The organism is Enterobacter sp. 296B2 (assembly GCF_034106185.1).
In the GTDB taxonomy this organism is placed as follows: Bacteria; Pseudomonadota; Gammaproteobacteria; order Enterobacterales; family Enterobacteriaceae; genus Enterobacter; species Enterobacter cloacae_N.
Genome location: NZ_JAWNCA010000004.1, coordinates 222,961 through 243,024, shown reverse-complemented (window position 1 = coordinate 243,024; position 20,064 = coordinate 222,961). Strand labels below are relative to the sequence as shown.

Annotated in this window: 18 protein-coding genes; 10 read left to right on the top strand and 8 right to left on the bottom strand. The window is 58.6% G+C overall.

The features are described 5' to 3' along the window. Window positions 1-135 precede the first annotated feature (135 nt). Complete coding sequence (gene lsrK / locus URZ40_RS05175; protein ID WP_320719941.1) at window positions 136-1,764, bottom strand: autoinducer-2 kinase; 1,629 nt, start codon at window positions 1,762-1,764, stop codon at window positions 136-138. Between the two features lie 34 nt (window positions 1,765-1,798). Then, a complete protein-coding gene (lsrR, locus tag URZ40_RS05170) occupies window positions 1,799-2,767 on the bottom strand; it encodes a transcriptional regulator LsrR (RefSeq protein ID WP_023309277.1) in 969 nt (322 codons plus the stop codon). A gap of 215 nt (window positions 2,768-2,982) precedes the next feature. Here lsrR and lsrA point away from each other — a divergent pair, with 215 nt between their 5' ends. The 6 genes from lsrA to lsrG are packed head-to-tail and all read left to right on the top strand — an operon-like array spanning window position 2,983 to window position 8,668. Then, complete coding sequence (lsrA, locus tag URZ40_RS05165; RefSeq protein WP_320719951.1) at window positions 2,983-4,470, top strand: autoinducer 2 ABC transporter ATP-binding protein LsrA; 1,488 nt, start codon at window positions 2,983-2,985, stop codon at window positions 4,468-4,470. Then, window positions 4,467-5,498, top strand: a complete 1,032-nt coding sequence (gene lsrC, locus URZ40_RS05160; RefSeq protein WP_320719940.1) for an autoinducer 2 ABC transporter permease LsrC — start codon at window positions 4,467-4,469, stop codon at window positions 5,496-5,498. The genes lsrA and lsrC overlap by 4 nt, the downstream gene beginning before the upstream one ends. Then, complete coding sequence (gene lsrD / locus URZ40_RS05155) at window positions 5,499-6,476, top strand: autoinducer 2 ABC transporter permease LsrD (RefSeq protein ID WP_320719939.1); 978 nt, start codon at window positions 5,499-5,501, stop codon at window positions 6,474-6,476. Between the two features lies 1 nt (window position 6,477). Beyond that, complete coding sequence (gene lsrB / locus URZ40_RS05150) at window positions 6,478-7,479, top strand: autoinducer 2 ABC transporter substrate-binding protein LsrB (protein WP_116342159.1); 1,002 nt, start codon at window positions 6,478-6,480, stop codon at window positions 7,477-7,479. Window positions 7,480-7,490: 11 nt separating this feature from the next. Continuing rightward, on the top strand, window positions 7,491-8,378 hold the full coding sequence (gene lsrF / locus URZ40_RS05145; protein ID WP_316379884.1) for a 3-hydroxy-5-phosphonooxypentane-2,4-dione thiolase: 888 nt from the start codon (window positions 7,491-7,493) through the stop codon (window positions 8,376-8,378). Continuing rightward, on the top strand, window positions 8,375-8,668 hold the full coding sequence (gene lsrG, locus URZ40_RS05140) for a (4S)-4-hydroxy-5-phosphonooxypentane-2,3-dione isomerase (RefSeq protein WP_044597614.1): 294 nt from the start codon (window positions 8,375-8,377) through the stop codon (window positions 8,666-8,668). Before lsrF ends, lsrG begins: the two co-directional genes overlap by 4 nt. Before the next feature lie 39 nt (window positions 8,669-8,707). On the opposite strand, the gene URZ40_RS05135 is transcribed toward lsrG, so the two are convergent. Together URZ40_RS05135 and URZ40_RS05130 are read right to left on the bottom strand one after the other, a co-directional pair. Further along, window positions 8,708-9,556, bottom strand: coding sequence for a dihydrodipicolinate synthase family protein (locus tag URZ40_RS05135; RefSeq protein WP_320719938.1), 849 nt, complete (start codon window positions 9,554-9,556; stop codon window positions 8,708-8,710). A 12-nt stretch (window positions 9,557-9,568) separates the two neighbouring features. Then, window positions 9,569-10,255 (bottom strand): B3/4 domain-containing protein, encoded by a 687-nt coding sequence (locus tag URZ40_RS05130; protein WP_320719937.1) that lies wholly within the window; start codon window positions 10,253-10,255, stop codon window positions 9,569-9,571. Between the two features lie 42 nt (window positions 10,256-10,297). On the opposite strand from URZ40_RS05130, the gene URZ40_RS05125 reads away from it, so the two are divergent. Next, window positions 10,298-10,900, top strand: coding sequence for a helix-turn-helix domain-containing protein (locus URZ40_RS05125; protein WP_316379887.1), 603 nt, complete (start codon window positions 10,298-10,300; stop codon window positions 10,898-10,900). Window positions 10,901-10,939: 39 nt separating this feature from the next. On the opposite strand, the gene URZ40_RS05120 is transcribed toward URZ40_RS05125, so the two are convergent. Then, on the bottom strand, window positions 10,940-11,911 hold the full coding sequence (locus URZ40_RS05120) for a hypothetical protein (protein WP_320719935.1): 972 nt from the start codon (window positions 11,909-11,911) through the stop codon (window positions 10,940-10,942). 96 nt (window positions 11,912-12,007) lie between these two features. Continuing rightward, window positions 12,008-13,387, bottom strand: coding sequence for a putrescine aminotransferase (ygjG, locus tag URZ40_RS05115; RefSeq protein ID WP_320719933.1), 1,380 nt, complete (start codon window positions 13,385-13,387; stop codon window positions 12,008-12,010). A 435-nt stretch (window positions 13,388-13,822) separates the two neighbouring features. Between ygjG and URZ40_RS05110 the strand changes: the two genes are divergently transcribed. Further along, complete coding sequence (locus tag URZ40_RS05110; RefSeq protein WP_320719932.1) at window positions 13,823-15,343, top strand: methyl-accepting chemotaxis protein; 1,521 nt, start codon at window positions 13,823-13,825, stop codon at window positions 15,341-15,343. 336 nt (window positions 15,344-15,679) lie between these two features. Next, on the top strand, window positions 15,680-17,239 hold the full coding sequence (locus tag URZ40_RS05105; RefSeq protein ID WP_302220270.1) for a methyl-accepting chemotaxis protein: 1,560 nt from the start codon (window positions 15,680-15,682) through the stop codon (window positions 17,237-17,239). On the opposite strand, the gene URZ40_RS05100 is transcribed toward URZ40_RS05105, so the two are convergent. Beyond that, window positions 17,236-17,730, bottom strand: coding sequence for a PadR family transcriptional regulator (locus tag URZ40_RS05100; RefSeq protein WP_316379889.1), 495 nt, complete (start codon window positions 17,728-17,730; stop codon window positions 17,236-17,238). The genes URZ40_RS05105 and URZ40_RS05100 overlap by 4 nt on opposite strands. A 147-nt stretch (window positions 17,731-17,877) precedes the next feature. Here URZ40_RS05100 and URZ40_RS05095 point away from each other — a divergent pair, with 147 nt between their 5' ends. Continuing rightward, window positions 17,878-18,642 (top strand): siderophore-interacting protein, encoded by a 765-nt coding sequence (locus URZ40_RS05095; protein WP_316379890.1) that lies wholly within the window; start codon window positions 17,878-17,880, stop codon window positions 18,640-18,642. Here URZ40_RS05095 and URZ40_RS05090 read toward each other — a convergent pair whose 3' ends face one another. Beyond that, window positions 18,643-19,812, bottom strand: coding sequence for a DNA repair protein (locus URZ40_RS05090; protein ID WP_320719931.1), 1,170 nt, complete (start codon window positions 19,810-19,812; stop codon window positions 18,643-18,645). Window positions 19,813-20,064 lie beyond the last annotated feature (252 nt).

The following is a 20,064-nucleotide window of genomic DNA, read 5'->3' as shown; positions in this document are numbered from 1 at the left end:
CTTTCTTTCTAATTGTTCCGGCGACCACGGCTATCTACACAGTGATTTTGGGCGGCTGCGTCAGTTGTGTATATGAGACAGCCCTACCCCTCTCCCCGGTGGGGAGAGGGGACTGTCCGGCGCGGTCTTAAAGAATCAGCTCGATCTGGTTTTTTCCCTCTCCCCTTTGGGGAGAGGGGCAGGGTGAGGGGTGTGGGTTTTTACTAACCCCGGAGCCTGCCACATCGACGTCGTCAGCCCGCTGTCCACCAGCCCAAGCTGGTCCGCGTACACCGCCTGCCATTTCTGCATCATGCCGTCGTACAGCTCGCGGTGCTGCGGGTTTGGCGTGAACTCGCGGCTCCACTTCACCAGCCGTTCGCCCGTCGAGGCCATATCCGCAAACAGCCCCGCGCCAGCCCCTGCCGCTATCGCGCAGCCGAGCGCCGTCGCCTCTTTCACTTCCGGCACGCGCACCGGCAGCCCGGTGACGTCGCTTAAGATCTGGCTCCACAGGGCGCCTTTGGAACCGCCGCCTGCAAACACCAGGCTCTCAAAGGTCACGCCGGAGAAGCGAGAGATCTGCGCCAGGTTGCAGGCCGAGACGATCGCTGCGTTCTCTTCAAGGGCACGGAACAGCGTCGCTTTGTTGCACTTTTCCGGGTCGATGGAGAGGTTGATAAACGACGGCGCGGCGTGGTACCACTGCTTGAAATGCATCGCGTCGGAGAAGATCGGCATCACCCCGTGGGAGCCTGCCGGTACGCGGCTCGCCATCTCTTCCAGCAGGGAATAGGTGTCCATCCCCATCCGCTCGGCAATCAGCTTCTCCTCCGCGCAGAAGGCGTCGCGGAACCAGCGCATGGTCAGCCCGGTAAAGAAGCTGATCGACTCCGCCTGCGCCATGCCGGGAATCACGTGCGGGTTCACGCGGATGTTCATCTCGGGGTCGGTGCGCACCTGCGGCAGGTTGACCACCTGCTGCCAGAAGGTGCCGCCCAGCACCGCCGTTTGCCCGGCGCGAACCACGCCCAGCCCCAGACAGCCCAGCTGCACGTCGCCGCCGCCCATCACCACCGGGGTGCCCTCGCGCAGGCCGCTCTGCTGCGCGGCCTCTCTGGTGACAGCGCCCAGCACGGTGCCGGTCTCTTTCACCGGGGAGAGGATATCGGCGCGCAGGCCGGCCATGTCGAGCAGAGCCGGACGCCAGTCGCGGGAGAAGAGATCCAGCATGCCCGTCGTGCCCGCGTTAGACGGGTCGACCGCCAGCTCGCCGGAGAGCTTCGCCGCCAGCCAGTCGCTGATCATGGTGATAGTCGCGGCCTTGCGATAAATATCCGGACGGTGGTGCGCCAGCCACAGCAGGCGCGGCATGGCGCTCAGCGCCAGCGTTTGCCCTGAGACGTCATACACTTCGGATTCAAAACGGTAATCGTGGATCTCTTTGAGTTCGGCCACCTCGCGGCTGGCGCGGGCGTCGACGTTGGCGCAGGCCCAGATGGCCTCGCCGTTGCGGTCGTACAGCACGATCCCTTCGCGCATCGAGCAGCAGGCGACGGACTGAATGTCCGCCGCGCTCAGGCGCGCACGCTCCAGCGCCTGATGAATGCACCGGCAGGCCAGCTGCCAGTTGGTTTCGAGGTCGAACTCCATCGACCCCGGCACGTTCTCCACGCTCAGGTGCTTCCACTCGGCCTGGCCGACGGCAATCTGGTGGCCCTGTAAATCGAAAATCACGGCGCGAACGCTGCCTGTCCCTGCATCTAACGCTAAAAGGTAACTCATGAGCTTGCCTCGTTGTTAGCGCAGGGCAACCCCGTTACGTAAGGGCCAGCACCGCGCGGGCTGTCGTCTCCTCCGTCACCAGGCCATTGATACGGCGACCCTTCAGTGCGGCATAAATCGCATCGGCTTTCTCTTCTCCTCCGGCCACGCCAACGATGGTGGGCAGCTGCGCCAGTTCATCGAGCGTGACGCCCAGTAATTCTTTATGGATCTCCAGCTCCTCAACGCATTCTCCCTCGGCATTGAGGAAATAGCCGAGAATATCGCCGACCGCGCCTTTGCGGGCATACATCAGCTGTTCACCTTCGCTGATATAGCCGGAGCGCAGTATGGTGGCGTCACGGCGCTGGTTCACCGAACCAATGCCGACCACCGCCACGTCGGCGGCGGTGGCGGCGAGGATCACGTCCCGCACGCTGGTCTCGCGTTTTAAGATCCCGGCCACCTCGGCGGATGACACGCGAAGCGGGGCGGGGATCATGCTGACGCTGCAGGCCGCGTCCAGCTGGCCGATGCCGGTCATATACGGCCCGACGCCGCCGGAGAGCGTCACCAGGCGGATCTGCTGCGAGCTGATAAAGCCGCTCAGGTGCTGCAGGCTGCTCATGGTGGTTTCACCAAACCCCACCGCCAGCAGTTGGCCGGGCTCCAGCACGCCCATCAAGGACTGCGCCGCGCCTATGCCCAGCCGCACGTTCATCGGCGGCGTATTTAACGCGGGCATCACGCGCACCAGCTTCAGGCCAAAGCGCTGCTGTAGCTCGGTCTCCAGCGACAGGCAGCCCTCGTAGCGGGAGTTGATCTGCACGCGGATCACCCCGGACTGCCGGCCCTTCTCCAGCAGGCGGGAGATCTTCAAACGCGGCAGCCCGAGCCGCTCGCCGATGTCGTTCTGGGTTAATCCGTCGTGGTAGTAGCACCAGGCCACGCGCGCAACCAGCTCCTCTTCCGCCAGCGCCAGCCCGGCAAACCGTCCTTCTTCCGCAGTGCGTTTATCGCTCATAGTTGAACTCTTATAAAAATTTAGATCATATGTTCGTGATGGCGCGGAGGGAAAGTGTGAGCCACGCGACAAAACGGATCATTTCGATCGTTTCTGGTTTATCTGTATCTCAATCGATAAAACTGTGATCCCTGCACGGTTGTAAATATAGTTCACCGTCTACGCTTTTGAACATTATTAAATCTAAAAATCATTTGTTCAATAGCGGAGCGATGATGACCTCACTTCTCGACGCGCGGAATATCAGCAAGCAGTTCTCAGGCGTGCCGGTTCTTAAAGGCATTGATTTCACGCTGCTTGCGGGCCAGGTGCACGCCCTGATGGGCGGAAACGGCGCGGGAAAATCGACGCTGATGAAGATCATCGCCGGGGTCGAGACGCCGGACAGCGGTGAACTTTCTGTCGAGGGGCAGTCATATGCGCGGCTCACGCCCGTGCAGGCGCACAGGTTAGGCATTTACCTGGTGCCGCAGGAGCCGCTGCTGTTCCCCAACCTGACGGTGCGGGAAAACATCCTGTTCCGCCTGCCGCGTGAGCGCGATCTGGAAAAGCGGCTGGCGGAGAAACTCCAGCAGCTGCAGTGCCAGCTTAACCTCGACGCTGCCGCCAGCACCCTGGAGGTGGCGGATCAGCAGATGGTGGAGATCCTGCGCGGGCTGATGCGCAACGCGAGGATCCTGATCCTCGACGAACCTACGGCCTCCCTCACACCCGGCGAAACCGAACGGCTGTTTCGCCAGATCCGCGCCCTGCAGGATCTTGGCGTCGGGATTGTCTTTATCTCGCACAAGCTGCCGGAAATTCGCATGCTTTCGAGCCACGTCTCGGTGATGCGCGACGGTGCGGTGGTGCTGAGCGGCGAAACCGCGCAGTTTGACGATGGCGCCCTGATCGCCGCCATGACGCCGGTCAGCCGGGAGAAATCTCTCAGCGATACGCAAAAGCTGTGGCTGGCGCTGCCGGGCAACCGCCGCACCCAGCCGCAGGATTTTCCGGTGCTGCGGGTGGAGGATCTTACCGGAGAAGGGTTTATCGATCTTAGCCTTGAGATCTACGCCGGGGAGATCGTCGGCCTGGCCGGGCTGGTGGGATCCGGGCGCACCGAGTTTGCGGAAACGCTCTACGGCCTGCGGCCCGTGCGCGGGGGCCGCGTCTGGCTGGAGAATCAGGACATTACAGGCGAGCCGGTAAGTTCACGCCTGGAAAAAGGGCTGGTCTACCTGCCGGAAGACAGGCAGGTGTCCGGCCTGTTCCTCGACGCGCCGATCCGCTGGAACACGGTGGCGCTGAACGAGCCGTCTCTCTGGCAGCAGCGCAAGCGGGAGTCTGCGGTGGTGGAGCGCTACCACCGGGCGCTGGGGATCAAGCTCAACCATGCGGATCAAACCGTGCGCACGCTCTCTGGCGGCAACCAGCAGAAGGTGCTGCTGGCGCGCTGCCTGGAGGCCAACCCTTTACTGCTGATCGTCGATGAACCGACGCGCGGCGTGGACGTCTCGGCGCGCGCTGACATCTATCAGCTCATTAAAAGCGTGGCGGCGCAGAACGTGGCGGTGCTGATGATCTCAAGCGATCTCGACGAGTTTCCGGGCCTCGCGGATCGCGTGCTGGTGATGCATCAGGGGGTACTCAGCGGCGAGCTGCCGCGCCACGCCGTCAGCCTCGACAGAATGATGGCGCTGGCGTTCGGAGGGCAATCATGAAGACCTTACTCAAAAACCGCGAGCTGAGCGCGTTTCTCGCCATTCTGGCGCTGTTCGCCGTGCTGGTGGCGCTGAACCCGTCCTACCTGAGTTTACAGACGCTGGGGATGATCTTCGCCAGCTCGCAGATCCTGATCCTGCTGGCCATCGGTGCCGCGCTGGTGATGCTGACGCGCAATATCGACGTGTCCGTCGGCTCCATCGTTGGGCTGTCCGCCATTGCCGTCGGCGTGGCGCTGAACAGCGGCTACAGCCTGCCGGTTTCCATTCTTTTCGCGTTGTCGACTGGCGCGCTGGCCGGGGCGTTTAACGGGTTTCTGGTGGTGGGGCTGCGCATCCCGGCGATTGTCGCCACCCTCGGCACGCTGGGGCTGTACCGCGGGGCGATGCTGCTCTGGACCGGCGGAAAGTGGATTGAAGGGCTGCCGCCGGGGCTGAAATCCCTCTCTGAGCCAGCCGCCATCGGCATTTCGCCGCTCGGCATGCTGGTATTGATCGTCGCGGCCACGGGCGCATGGACGCTGTCGCGTACCGCGTTCGGGCGTGATTTTTACGCGGTGGGGGATAACCTCGCCGCCGCGCGCCAGCTGGGCGTGGCGGTGAACCGCACGCGCATGATTGCCTTTACCCTGAACGGCATGCTGGCGGCCTGCGCCGGGATCGTCTTTGCCGCGCAGATTGGCTTTGTGCCCAACCAGACCGGCAGCGGGCTGGAGATGAAGGCCATCGCCGCCTGCGTGCTCGGCGGCATTTCGCTGCTGGGCGGCACGGGCACGCTGGTTGGCGCGCTGCTCGGGGCCTTCTTCCTGACGCAAATCGACACTGTGCTGGTGCTGTTCAGGCTCCCGGCGTGGTGGAACGACTTTATCGCCGGGCTGGTGCTGCTGGGCGTGCTGGTGCTCGACGGGCGCCTGCGCCAGGCGCTGGCGCGTCATCAGCGGGCGCTGAAGTACGGTCGCTTCCAGCCGGGTAACAAAGGGGGAAAGCACGTCACCCCGTTTCCCAAACGCAAAAAAGAGGTGGCGTAAATGAGGCTTAACTGGGAAAGCGCGCTGCTGATTTTACTGGTGCTGGAGATCCTGCTCTTTGGCGCCATCAACCCGCGCATGCTCGACGTCAACATGCTGCTGTTCAGCACCAGCGACTTTATCTGCATCGGCATCGTGGCGTTGCCGCTCACGCTTGTGATCATCAGCGGCGGGATCGACATCTCCCTCGGCTCGACCATCGGCCTGTGCGCCATCGCGCTGGGCGTGATGATGCAGGCGGGGTGGCCGATGGCGGTCGCTGTTCCGCTGACGCTGCTGCTCGGCCTGCTGTGCGGACTATTTAATGCCGCGCTTATTCACTACACCGGCATCAGCCCGCTGGTTATCACCCTCGGCACGCTCTACCTCTACGGCGGCGGCGCGCTGCTGCTCTCCGGCATGGCGGGGGCGACGGGCTATGAGGGCATCGGCGGCTTCCCGGACAGCTTCACGGCGTTCGCTAACCTCACGCTGCTGGGTCTGCCGATCCCGCTGGTGCTGTTCGCGGTGATTACCGCCTTCTTCTGGCTGATTACCCACCGGGGGCGCTTTGGCCGACATCTGTTTTTAATCGGTCAGAACCCGCGCGCGGCGCGCTATGCGGCGCTGTCGGTGAACGGCATGCCCTACGCGCTGTACGGTCTGGTGGGCGTGGCCTCGGCGATTGCCGCGCTGGTGATGGTCTCCTATTTCGGCTCCGCGCGTTCGGATCTGGGGCGCGATTTGCTCATGCCCGCGCTGACCGCCGCCGTGCTCGGCGGGGCCAATATCTACGGCGGTTCAGGTTCGGTTGTCGGTACGGCGCTGGCGGCGCTGCTGGTGGGCTACCTGCAGCAGGGTTTACAGATGGTCGGCATCCCAAACCAGGTGTCGAGCGCGCTGTCAGGGGCGCTGCTGGTTGTGGTGGTGATGGGACGTTCGCTGAGTCTGCACCGCGAGTGGGTGCGTTCTCTCTTCAGAAAACTATCCGGAGCGTAAGATGAAAACAAAACTGTTTGTCCTGGCAATGGCCCTCAGCTTCGCCTCGGCGCAGGCGGCGGACCGCATTGCCTTTATCCCGAAGCTGGTAGGCGTGGGCTTCTTCACCAGCGGCGGTAACGGAGCAAAAGAGGCGGGGAAAGACCTCGGCGTGGACGTGACCTACGACGGCCCAACCGAGCCGAGCGTCTCCGGCCAGGTGCAGCTCATCAATAACTTCGTTAACCAGGGCTATAACGCCATTATCGTCTCCGCCGTGTCGCCGGACGGCCTCTGCCCGGCGCTGAAGCGCGCGATGCAGCGCGGCGTCAAGGTCCTGACCTGGGATTCCGACACTAAGCCGGAGTGCCGCAGCATCTACATCAATCAGGGGACGCCGGAGCAGCTTGGCGGCCTGCTGGTGGAGATGGCGGGCAAGCAGGTTACCAAACCGAACGCTAAAGTGGCGTTCTTCTACTCAAGCCCCACCGTTACCGACCAGAACCAGTGGGTGAAAGAGGCGAAAGCCAAAATCGAGAAAGATCACCCGCAGTGGCAGATCGTCACCACCCAGTTTGGCTATAACGACGCCACCAAATCCCTGCAAACCGCTGAAGGGATCTTAAAAGCGTATCCGGATCTGGATGCGATCATTGCCCCGGACGCCAACGCGCTGCCGGCAGCGGCACAGGCGGCGGAAAACCTGAAGCGCGAAGGGGTGGCGATTGTCGGCTTCAGCACGCCGAACGTGATGCGCCCTTACGTTGAGCGCGGCACGGTGAAGGCCTTCGGCCTGTGGGATGTGGTGCAACAGGGCAAAATTGCGGTCAATGTCGCCGATCGCCTGCTGAAAAAAGGCGATCTTAACGTCGGCGACAGCGTGGACGTAAAAGATATCGGCGCGCTGAAGGTCGAGCCGAACAGCGTGCAGGGCTACCAGTATGAGGCGAAGGGCAACGGCATCGTGCTACTGCCGGAGCGCGTGGTGTTCACTAAAGAGAACATCAATAAATACGATTTCTGACGGGGGAGCAAATGGCTGATTTAGACGACATCAAAGACGGCAAGGATTTTGGCATCGGCACGCCGCAGCAGAATGTACCGTTCACGCTGAAAGGCTGCGGCTCGCTGGACTGGGGCATGCAGTCCCGGCTTTCACGCATCTTCAACCCGCAAAGCAACCGCACGGTGATGCTGGCCTTCGACCACGGCTATTTTCAGGGGCCGACCACCGGCCTTGAGCGTATCGACCTCTCTATCGCGCCGCTGTTTGGTGAAACCGACGTGCTGATGTGCACCCGCGGAATCCTGAGAAGCCAGGTGCCCGCCGCGACGAACAAACCGGTGGTGCTGCGCGCCTCCGGCGGTAATTCGATTCTGGGCGAACTGTCCAACGAGTGCGTGGCGGTGGCGATGGAGGATGCCCTGCGCCTGAACGTCTGCGCCGTGGCGGCGCAGGTGTACATCGGAAGCCCGTTTGAGCACCAGTCGATCAACAATATCATCAAGCTGGTAGACGCGGGCGCGCGCTACGGCATGCCGACGCTTGCGGTGACGGGCGTCGGCAAAGAGATGGCGCGTGACGCGCGCTATTTCTCGCTCGCCAGCCGCATCGCCGCCGAAATGGGGGCGCAGTTCGTCAAAACCTATTACGTGGACGAGGGCTTTGAAAAAGTGACCGCCAGTTGCCCGGTGCCGATCGTCATCGCCGGGGGCAAAAAGCTGCCGGAGCACGAGGCGCTGGAGATGTGCTGGCGGGCGATCGACCAGGGCGCGTCCGGCGTGGACATGGGGCGCAATATCTTCCAGTCCAGCGCGCCGCTCGCCATGCTGAAGGCGGTGAAGAAAGTGGTTCACGAGAGCTGGAACGCCCGTGACGCGTTCCAGTTCTGGCAGGAAGAGAAACAGGGAGAAGCGAAATGAACGTGACGTTAGTGGAGATCAACATCAAACCCGAGCGCGTGGACGAGTTTCTGGAGGTGTTTCGCGCCAACCACGAGGGGGCAATCAGGGAGCCGGGGAACCTGCGCTTTGACGTCTTGCAGGATCCAAGGGTGAAAACCCGGTTCTTTATCTACGAAGCCTATAAAGACGAAGAGGCGGTGCTGGCGCACAAGCAAACGCCGCACTATCTGGCGTGCGTGGATAAGCTTGAGGAGCTGATGTCGGAGCCGCGCAAAAAACGCAGTTTTGTGGGGCTGTTGCCGGAGTAGCGGTCATGCCGGGTAAGCGCAAGCGCCACCCGGCGTTGTTCAGGCCAGCTTCAGCTCCGCAAGAATCGCAGCAAGTGCTTCGCGCGGCTCACCCTGAATAGCCTGAAGCGGGAAGGGTAGCGCGGGCGTTTTCGCTTTCCCGAGCATTTCTGCCGCTGCTGCCACCACCCGTAAGCTGCCGTAACGACGGAACAATTCCCACAGCGGCTCCAGCCGCTCGGATTGCGCCGCCTCTTTCGAACGGGCAATCGCCAGCGCTGTTTGCGGAAACAACCCGCCGATGACCGAATACCAGACGTCAAACCCGGCCTGCAGGGCAGATGCTGCCCGCCAGTCGCCGGCAATGCCCAGCGTGACGGTATCAGGGAGACGAGCGCGTACCTGCGACAGCTCCTCCGGCACGCGGCCAAGCTTAATGGATCCCACATTCGGCAGGGCCGCGGTAGCAAATAACAATTCATCGCTAAACGCAAAACCGGTCGTGGCGGGATTATCGTAAATACACAGCGGTACGGAGAGCTGGCGAGTCACCGCTTCATAGAGATTAAACGCTTCATCTTCCGTTAATCGCTGGTACGACACGGGTGCCATCAGCACGCCAGATGCACCTGCCGCTTGCGCGTCGTCAGCCAGACGCAGAATATCGTCCAGCCTAAGTGCGCCGATGCTGACGATGACCGGAACGTCATCAGCATGCTCCACCGCGCAGCGCGTGATTCGGCCGCGCTCTTCAACGGTCAGATAGGCATAACTTCCCGTTGAGCCCAAAATGCCCAGCGAATCCACGCCTGCGTCGACCACGGGGCGCAGAAGATTGATGAAGGATTGCTCGTCAAACATCCCATTTTTCAGGGGCGTTAACGGAAACGTGCTTAATCCGTGAAACATCGTGTTGTCCTCTTACAACGTCAGCAGCTGGACCTGAGCCGTGGCTCCCGGCATCAGCTGCTGCAGGTTGTTGACCAGCTCCTCTCCTGCCTCTTCCAGTGCTGCAAGCGGCATCGATGGCAGGCTTTCAAGAATAAACCACATGGATTGCGCCTGGCTGTCCAGACGCGTCCGTATCCCCTGGCGCCAGTTCCAGCGGCGGCAGGTGACGCCGAGGTCGTCGCGCCAGATAACCTCGCCCGGTTCCGGGTGTTCCACCACCGGCAGTCCCTCTTTGAAGGTATCAAACGGCTCGCTGCCGTCGGCCAGCGTCAGACGGGGCGCACCCGAGTACGCCGCGAGATTTTCCCCACCCACCGGAATGGCATAGCGAATGCTCACCGCGTTATAGATATCCACGACCGGATCCAGCGACGGCAGCGAACCGTCTTTCAGTACCCGCTTGCGCAGGGCAGAGGCCGAACAGGGCGTGCGTTTCGGTTTCGCACCGAAGGCTTTAAACACCTCATCCCAGTTTGAAAGGTGTGCATCAGCCCATGGCACATCATCATTCAACACCTGCCGGCAGGCCTGCGCCAGCGCGGCGGGCGCAACCTCCGGGTGGGTAATCGGCGCAGCTTCAACCAGAATGCTCAGTGCCCGAAAGCCCGGGGCAATCCCGGCAAGACGTGAGTCTATTGACGGCGTAACGAGAGACATAAATAATCCTGTATTGACTGTTTTATACCATGGTAGTGACCAATGACTGATAAAGTCAATATAATGACTGCGCAGGGTGCTGATGTTGCCCAGGTAAGCCTGGCCGTGGCGAACCGCATCCGCAACTGGCGGAAAGAGAAAAAGCTGTCGCTGGACGAGCTGTCCCGCCGGGCCAGCGTCAGCAAAGGGATGCTGGTGGAGATCGAAAAGGGCGCAGCCAACCCTAGCATCGCCATCCTGTGCAAGCTGGCCGCCGCGCTAGGCATCTCCGTGGCGGATATCGTCAATGTCTCCAGCGAGCCGCTGGTGCACGTTATCGAAGAAGCGGTGATTCCGGTGTTGTGGCAGGGCGAACAGGGCGGTTACGCCAGGCTGCTGGCAGGCACTGCGGGCCCGGATATGATTGAGTTATGGCAGTGGGAGATGCATCCGGGGGAGTATTTCACCTCGACAGGGCATCCGTCGGGAACCTTTGAGCTGTTGCACGTGAACGAAGGCGTGTTGACGCTGACGGTGGACGAGACGGTGACGCAGGTTAATGCAGGCGCATCGGCGGTGGCGAAAACCGAAGCCGCACACGGCTATGCGAATGAAGGCGATGCCGTGCTTCGTTTCACCATGACCGTGGCGGAGTTTCACCGTTAAAAAGCAGTCCGGTAGGGGATTCTACCGGGCGAGCTCCTTTCAGGAATGATGCTTTTGCAACGTAGCAAGCAGACTGTCTGCACAGTACTGTCTGAGGAGTTTCTCATCCCTCTCAGGCAGGTCGCTTTGAAGAAAGGCGTCCAGACCCTCGGTATCGACACCGTTATAAATAAAAATACGGGCGGGATCGTAAAGCGCCATCGTCTTAATCGACGCATTGGTGGTGATAAGCTTCCTGTTCAGAACCAAAGCTTCCAGCGCGCGAAGCGTTAATCCATTTTGCTCAGGTTTGTTTATTTCCAGCATAACTGAACAGCGTTTGGCTTTATCTATATTGTCCAGATAGCTGAGTTTTTTATTCTGGCAATTATCGGGGTAGTTATCCTGATTATTGTACTTATCCAGCAGATAAAAATCCGTCTTATAGCCGCTATTTTCGAGCACCGGTGTGAGTGTGCGAAGAACTTCTGCACGAATGGGTTCATAGCCGCCGACAAAAAAGCAGCTTTTATTTTCAGTTGCGCTCTCATTTTGAAATTGCTGAATTTCTTGCCAGCTAAAAGGCAAAAACTGCTCAATCGCATGCAGATCATAGCGCTCGCAATCAGCAGGATCAAAGCTATAAATAGCATCAAAGAAGGGACGAACGGTGTCGATGTAATACGCATCCTGCGCCAGTTGTCCAAGAAGACGACGTTTGCGCGTCAGGGCATCCACCGAGTCGCGCAGAATCAAAACTTTTTTACACGGCATGCTGGCGACATAATCCAGGAACGGAAAAACGCTATACCCATTACAAATCACAATATCATCGGGTTTTATTGCCGATAATTTAACGGCACAGTGCGCGCGCTTATGCCATTTTTTTAACGCCTGGCCTGGCAGTAGGGCATTGACCGATTTAAAGCGTCGCATAATGCGATTAATTTGCTTGACGGGGTGATCCTTTGCAAGCGAATTAAGCATCATGATTTCGAAAGGATTGACCCATTCCAGGAAAAAATAGCGCATGGTCCCTCAGGAGAAGATAGCCGATATAGGGGGGATGATAACTTATTCTGGCAGATGGGTCATTAAACTCCCCCTCGTCCGGAGGGGGAGTAGATATTACGCCTCTTCCACGCTCACCCGCAGCGCTGCCAGCGCTTTACGCGCCGCTTTCAGCACCTGCTCACATTGCTCAATGGTCAGCGTCAGCGGTGGTTCAATGCGGATGGTTTTCGAGTTGTTGAGCGTGCCTGCCACCAGCACCCGCTGGCGGAACATCTCGCTCGCGAAGCTGTAGCCGATTTCGTTGTCGACAAACTCAATCGCCATCAGCATCCCTTTGCCGCGTGCCTCCTGCACCAGGTCCGGGTACTCACGCCCCAGCTGGCGGAAGCCGTCCAGCAGCATGTCGCCTTTCTGCTCCGCCTGCGCGGGCAGGTTTTGCTCAAGCAGCACGTTGATGGTGGCCAGCGCCGCCGCACAGGCCAGCGGGTTGCCGCCAAAGGTGGTGGTATGCAGGAACGGATTTTCGAACAGCACCGAGAACACCTCTTCCGTTGCAACCGTTGCTCCTATTGGCATCACGCCGCCGCCGAGCGCTTTCGCCAGACATAGAATGTCCGGCTGAACGTTTTCATGCTCGCAGGCAAACATCCTGCCGGTGCGTCCCATCCCGGTCTGCACTTCGTCGAGGATCAGCAGCGCGCCAAACTCATCGCACAGCTGACGCACGGCGGGCAGATAGCCCTGCGGAGGGAGGATCACACCCCCTTCACCCTGAATCGGCTCCAGGATCACCGCCGCCACGTCATCGCCGGTTTTACGGCATTCGCTCAGCACGGTGCGCATGGCGTTGATGTCGCCAAACGGCACGTGGCGAAAGCCCGGCAGCAGCGGCATAAATGGCTTGCGGAAGGTGGATTTCGCGGTCGCCGACAGTGCGCCCAGGGATTTACCGTGGAACGCGCCGCTGGTGGCGATAAAGGTGAATTTCCCGCGCGGCGACTGGTACGCTTTGGCGAGCTTAATCGCCGCTTCGACCGATTCCGTGCCGCTGTTGCTGAAGAAGCTGTACTTCAGTTTGCCGGGGGTTAAGGCCGCCAGCGTTTTCGCGAGCATGGCGCGAAGCGGGTCGAGCAGTTCCTGGCTATGGAGAGGTTGTTTCGCAAGTTGATTCTGTACGGCGGAAACCACTACTGGATTACGGTGCCCCACGTTGAAGATACCGAAACCACCCAGGCAATCTATGAACTCCTGTCCCTGGGTGTCGACAAGCGTATTAAGACTTCCCGCTTGCCACTCTACGGCTCCGTAATCCCCGCCGGCGGTAACAGATTTGCGATACTCCAGAAAACCAGGATTGACGTGCTCTTTAAAGTAATCGATGACCTCTCGGTTAAGTTGTTTCATCTCCTCATGATCGAGCGTTCGCTTCTCAATGAGATTCAGTGCGTGCGCGGTACAGGCAAGAGCCGAGGCGCTGGAAGGTAACCTGTTCAAAATGTGCTCCCGGGGATCGCGTATCACATGATACTGGTTTAAGTATTGCAGGGATTACGCCACTTCAGATGACTTAACGAAAATCGGGATAAACGCCAGGTTAAAATATTGCTGCACAATATTTAATCATGCCAATACAACCGAAACGGGATTTCGCGGAACACGGCAACATACGTTGTGAGGGGCAGAAAAGGGCAATTGCACTAAAGGAGTGCATTGCTTGCGGCTTAAGTGGGCGTTAACAGGTCATATTTTGCAGGTAATTTCTTTGTGAAAGTATTTGAAATCAATGAATTATAAAATCTCACAAAAAGTGCGGTTTAAGTGAAATCTGCGATCTCCATCAACTTTAACAACTAAAGATAAATTGTTTACCGCCGAAAAAACAATAAACCACAAAATTAACATTCGAATAACCTGCAAGGAATGCCCATCATGTCTTCTCCCTCCTTTGTCACCCAGAATAATTATCCTCTGGACGATGACACCACCTTAATGTCTACCACAGACGTCCACAGCTACATTACCCACGCCAACGACACCTTTGTGCAGGTGAGCGGCTACCAGCTTGATGAGCTGACGGGCCAGCCGCACAATATGGTGCGCCACCCCGATATGCCAAAAGCCGCGTTTGCCGATATGTGGTACACGCTGCAGCAGGGCGAGCCGTGGAGCGGGATTGTCAAAAACCGACGCAAAAACGGTGACCACTACTGGGTGCGTGCGAATGCAGTGCCGATGGTGCGCCGCGGGCAGGTGACTGGCTATATGTCGATCCGCACCAAAGCCACGGAGGAAGAGATTGCCGCCGTGGAGCCGCTCTACCGGGCGCTGAATAACGGGAGCTGTAAAAAACGTATTCACAAAGGGCTGGTGGTGCGTAAGGGCTGGCGGGGTAAACTTCCTGCAATGCCGCTGCGCTGGCGGGTACGCAGCGTGATGGCGATACTCTTTGCCGCGCTTGCCGCTACCCTGCTGACGACCTCCGCAGGCTGGGCACCGCTCGCAGCGGCTGCCGTGGTAATGCTGCTGGGTACGCTGCTGTTTGAGCAGCAGATTGTCCGCCCGATCGAGAACGTGGCGCGTCAGGCGCTGAAGGTGGCGACCGGCGAGCGTAACAGTGTGCAGCATCTGAACCGCAGCGACGAGCTGGGGCTGACCCTGCGCGCGGTAGGACAACTGGGGCTGATGTGCCGCTGGCTCATCAATGACGTCTCAAGCCAGGTGATGAGCGTCCGTGACGGCAGCGACAGGCTGGCGCAGGGGAATGAAGCGCTGAACGATCGTACGCGTCAGACCGTGGCGAACGTGCAGCAGACCGTCGCAACGATGAATCAGATGGCCGCTTCCGTTCAGAGCAACTCTGAAACCGCCGCTGAGGTGGATAAACTCTCCGTTGCTGCGAGCAGCGCGGCGACGGAGGGCGGAAACGCGATGCAGACCGTCGTCAAAACCATGGACGACATCGCCGACAGCACGCAGCGAATTGGCTCAATTACCACCCTGATTAACGATATCGCTTTCCAGACCAATATCCTGGCGCTGAACGCGGCCGTTGAAGCGGCAAGGGCCGGCGAGCAGGGAAAAGGCTTTGCCGTAGTCGCGGGGGAAGTCCGCCATCTCGCCAGCCGCAGCGCGAATGCGGCTAACGATATCCGTAAGCTGATTGATGCCAGCGCCAGCAGGGTGCAGTCCGGCTCTGAGCAGGTGCACGCCGCAGGCCGCACGATGGATGACATTGTCGAGCAGGTGAAAAACGTGACGCAGCTTATCGCGCAGATCAGCCACTCGACGTCCGAGCAGGCCACCGGACTGTCAGAATTAACCCGTGCGGTGGCGGAGCTGGACAGCATCACGCAGAAAAATGCCGACCTGGTCGAGGAGAGCGCGCACATTTCTGCCATGGTTAAACACCGCGCCGGGCGTCTTAAGGATGCGGTAACGGTGCTCCATTGAGCCAGTAGTGTTCCGGAAAAGCCGTTTATACCGTAAGGAATAAACGGCTTTTTTATTTCTGCTTGTGACTATTAATATGTTTTATTGTTAATCAGATATTAAATAACTAAAGAAAGTGCCTCAGTTATTTATTCCTGCCTAAGTCAGTTTTCCGTGATGCTATTTTGTAAAACCCTGTTCTGGTGGTCTGGTAACGATCGATGAGGCGGTATTAATAGCCTCTACCTATCCATTGTGATGGTTATGAAATAAAAAAACGATCAAAGTCATAAAGTTAGCGGATTCGTTACCGATAACAGCGATCGTCTGAGAAATAATCACATCGATGGAGAAAATATGTTCTTACATGACGTAAAGATCGGCACGAAATTATTTCTGGCGTTTGGATTCTTTATTGTCCTGATGGTAGTTAGCGCCAGTATGTCCTTACTGAGTCTGAACCGGGCTAACAACGGGATGCAATCCATCATTACCCATGATTATCCGACCACGGTAAAAGCGAACCAGTTAATCGACAACTTCCAGGAATTTATTAGCACTCAGCAGCTCATGTTACTGGATGATAAGGGAACGTACACGGCGCAGTCGCAGCAGCATCTTAAAACGATCAGCGAACATATTACGTTGATTCTGGGTGAGCTAAACAGCGTGTTGCAGGATCCGAAATCACAGCAGGTCCTTGCCGAGATCCGCGACGTTCGTCAGCAGTATCTGGACTCGCGCTATCGCATTTTGCAGGCGGTGCAGAACAACGATCGCGCGGCTGCAATCCAGGAGATGATGACCCGCACCCTCACCGTGCAGCAGGCCTATAAAGCCAAAGTGCAGGAGCTGATTGCGATTCAGAACCATGAGATGCAGAGCGCAGGGAAGCAGGTGGAAGGTGACTTTAAATCCAGCCGGCTGCTGCTGATCCTGATCACCCTGTTTAGCGTTGCGGCGGGCAGCCTGATTGGCTGGTTTATCGTGCGCGCTATTACTCGTCCGCTCGGCGAGGCGGTGAATTTTGCCAATGCCATTTCAGAGGGCGACCTGACGGGCAGCATCACGCCGCACGGCAAGGACGAAACGGGCCTGTTGCTGCACGCACTGATGGAGATGAAAAACCGCCTGCTGGACATTGTGCAGCAGGTGCAAACCGGCTCGGAGAATATCTCCAGCGCGGCCGCGCAGATTGTCGCCGGGAACCAGGATCTGGCCGCGCGCACCGAAGAGCAGGCCAGCTCCGTTGAACAGACCGCCGCCTCGATGGAGCAGATCACCGCGACGGTGAAAAACACCGCCTCGCACACCGGCGAAGCGACCAACCTCTCGGCAGATGCCGCCACGGTGGTCAAAAACAACGGGGAGATGATGAAGCAGGTGACCAGCAAAATGCGCCTGATTAACGAGACGTCGAACCGAATGTCCGACATTATCGACCTGATCGACGCCATTGCCTTCCAGACCAACATTCTGGCGCTGAACGCGGCGGTGGAAGCGGCGCGTGCCGGCGAACACGGCCGTGGTTTTGCGGTGGTGGCCGGCGAGGTGCGCCAGCTTGCCCAGAAGAGCGCGTCGTCAGCCAGTGAAATCCGCGAGCTGATCGAGAGCTCCACCAGCCAGACCCAGGACGGGATGAACCTGGTGGAAAAAGCGAGCGCTCTGATCAACGGGATGGTCGGCAACGTGGAGGAGATGGACGTGATCCTGCGCGAGATCCGCCAGGCCAGCCACGAGCAGACGGAAGGGATCTCGCAGATCAACAGCGCGATTGGCCTGATTGATGCCACCACCCAGCAGAACTCTGCGCTGGTGGAGGAGTCCGTCGCGGCGGCGGCATCCCTTAACGAGCAGGCGATGCACCTGAAAGAGCTGGTACGCGTCTTCCGCGTGAGCGAGCACGCGCCGGCTTAATCCAGCTGGGAGATCTCCAGCGCCGCGCGGTCGATTACGCCGATAATCTGCTTGAGCTGCGCGTCGCTGAGCTCTCCCTGATTTACCTTCAGATCTAACACCGCTTTAAAGTTATCCAGCGCCCGCTTCATCTGCGGGTTTTTGCGCAGCTGAAAGCCGACGCTGCGCGCTTTAATACGCACCTGGATCTGTTCCAGCTGTTCCCGGTTTTCGTCCAGCCAGCGTTGTCCTGCAGCGGTAATCGCAATCTTCTTACGACCGCTTTCTTCTTCCGTGATGGTGATAAAGGTCTGATCCTGAAGATAATCCAGGGTTGGATAGATCACACCTGGGCTCGGAGTGTAGTTCCCCTGAGTCAGATTCTCGATCTCTTTGATCAGCTCATAGCCGTGGCTCGCGCTGCGGGTCAGGATGTCCAGGATCACCAGCCGCAGGTCGCCGTGGCCGAAAAAGCGCGGTCGGCGTCCGCCGCCATCGTGTTCGTGTCGCATAGTAGTCTCTTTAATTTGATATATCTAAACTATATCTAAGATATATTCAGATGCAATCTAAAAGATCTTGCATTTTTACTGATTAGTAATCATTATCATTTAAAAATCAGTTTCGATATATCGTATTCACAAGACAAGAGGCTAAAAATGGCATCTACCCGTTACCCACAGCGCGTGCGTAATGACCTGCGCTTTCGCGAGCTGACGGTGCGTCGCGTTGAGCGCATCAGCGCAGGCTTTCAGCGCATTGTTTTAGGCGGCGAGGCGCTGGAGGGCTTTAGCTCCCGCGGTTTCGACGACCACACCAAAGTCTTTTTCCCGGCACCTGGCACCACGTTTGTTCCGCCGGTGGTCACCGATGAAGGCATCGACTGGGGCGACGGCGTGCGTCCGCAGGCGCGCGACTATACGCCGCTGTACGATGAGGCAAATCATGAGCTGTTGCTCGATTTCTTCATTCATGACGGCGGGGTTGCCAGCCGCTGGGCGGTCGAGGCGAAAGCGGGCGACAGGCTGACCATCGGCGGCCCGCGCGGTTCTCTGGTGGTGCCGGAGGATTACGCCTGGCAGCTGTACGTGTGCGACGAGTCCGGCATGCCCGCGCTGCGTCGGCGCTTAGAGAGCATTGTTAAACTGCCGGTTCGCCCGGAGGTTCATGCGGTAGTGACGGTCGGGGACGAATCTTACAAAGGCTATCTGGCGCACCTGAGCGAATTCAATATCACATGGGTGGTGGGCCACAACGCGCAGGCGGTAGCGGACCATCTGGCGGCGCTGACCGTTCCGGCTGAGGATTACTTTATCTGGCTGACCGGGGAAGGGAAGGTGGTGAAAAGCCTGAGCCGCCAGTTTGAAACCGACGCGATTGACCAGCAGCTGGTGCGTGCCAGCGCATACTGGCACGCTAAATAATCAGGCTGCCGAATCCAGCTGCGCTTCGTTCACCTGATGTTCGAGCGAGGCGCGGACCTCGTGCAGCGCTTTCTCTTGCTGAGCGAAATACGCTTCCATATTGCTCAGCGACGAGACCAGCAGCCAGGACTCCTCTTTTTCCAGCTCCGCCAGCTCGTGCACTAAGGTGTCGATTTGCTCGCGGACCTGCGCCATTTTTTTACGGATACGTTCCAGATCGTTCAGCCTGTCGCTTGCCATCAATGGCTCGAAGCCCTGCTGCAGGCGGGCCACCAGCGAGCGAATGGCTTTTACGTCGCCGCGCTGCTTCGCCTGGTTGAGCTGCACCATCATCGCGTTGGCTTCCTCTTTTAGATCGTCTGCGACTAAATCCGGATGGCAGAGCTTGCTCGCCTGCCGCCAGAGGCGCTTGAGCTCGTTTTGATCCTCTTCCGAGAGATCTTTCCCCTTACGCAGACGCACTTCGGCATCGTGATGCTGTTCGCGATACTTCTCGTACTCTTCGTTGGCCTCGTCGCGGGCCTGCCGGGCAGGCTCCTCTTCGCGCGTTAAGCCGCTCTCCAGCTCAAGCGCTTCGGCCAGCAGGTTGGCAATCAGATTACTTTGCTGCTCAAGATGCTTGCGCGCCTCAGCGGCCTGCACGGAGTCGGCCGGAAGGTCGCGCCAGCGCTGGGTGAGCGTAGCCAGCACCTCTACCGCCTGCGCCATATACCGCTGGCAGCGACGGTAATCTTCCTCGCGACGACGTGCCTCCGCCTGCTGACGACGCAGGTTCAGCTCCGCCAGGGTTTTACGCAGGGCGAGGATCTGCTGCATCAGCGGGCCCAGCCGTGAGAAATACAAATCGTTGAACTCATCAAGCTGCTGTACGCGTGCGTTGCGGCGGTCAATCAGATCGCGCAGTCGCTCTTCCAGCGCCTTCAGCTCCAGCTTGCTGGCAGCCACCTGCGGATCGCGCCATTGGGTCACGGCGCGCTGGCCCTGCAGCCAGGCGGTAATGGCCGCCATCGCCGCGGTGTAGTTCTTTTGCTCAAGCATCACGACGATTGCCTGTAGCTCATCGTCAAACACTTCATTTTTCAGGCGTGTCAGCTGGCTCTGGATGATGTCGTCATCTTCCAGTTCAATGGCATTTTTAATGATTTCTAGCCGTTTGATCGGTGTGCTCATGATGCCTTTCGCTTTGGCGCTTAAGTATTTGAGTTAAGGGTAGTTGTTGTAAAAGCTACAGGAAATAATACACACGGATGATGATCGGCGCGATGGGGGATTTCTTTAGATTTTACAGAGTGTGAAGATGGGCGCGTAACAGATGAAATGAGCAGGTTGCTTTTAATAGTAAGCGTTAATTCATTGAAATAAATAACAATAGTTTTTAAAGCAAGACAAGTCCCTACGTAAAATTACCAGGTAAAACGCGTA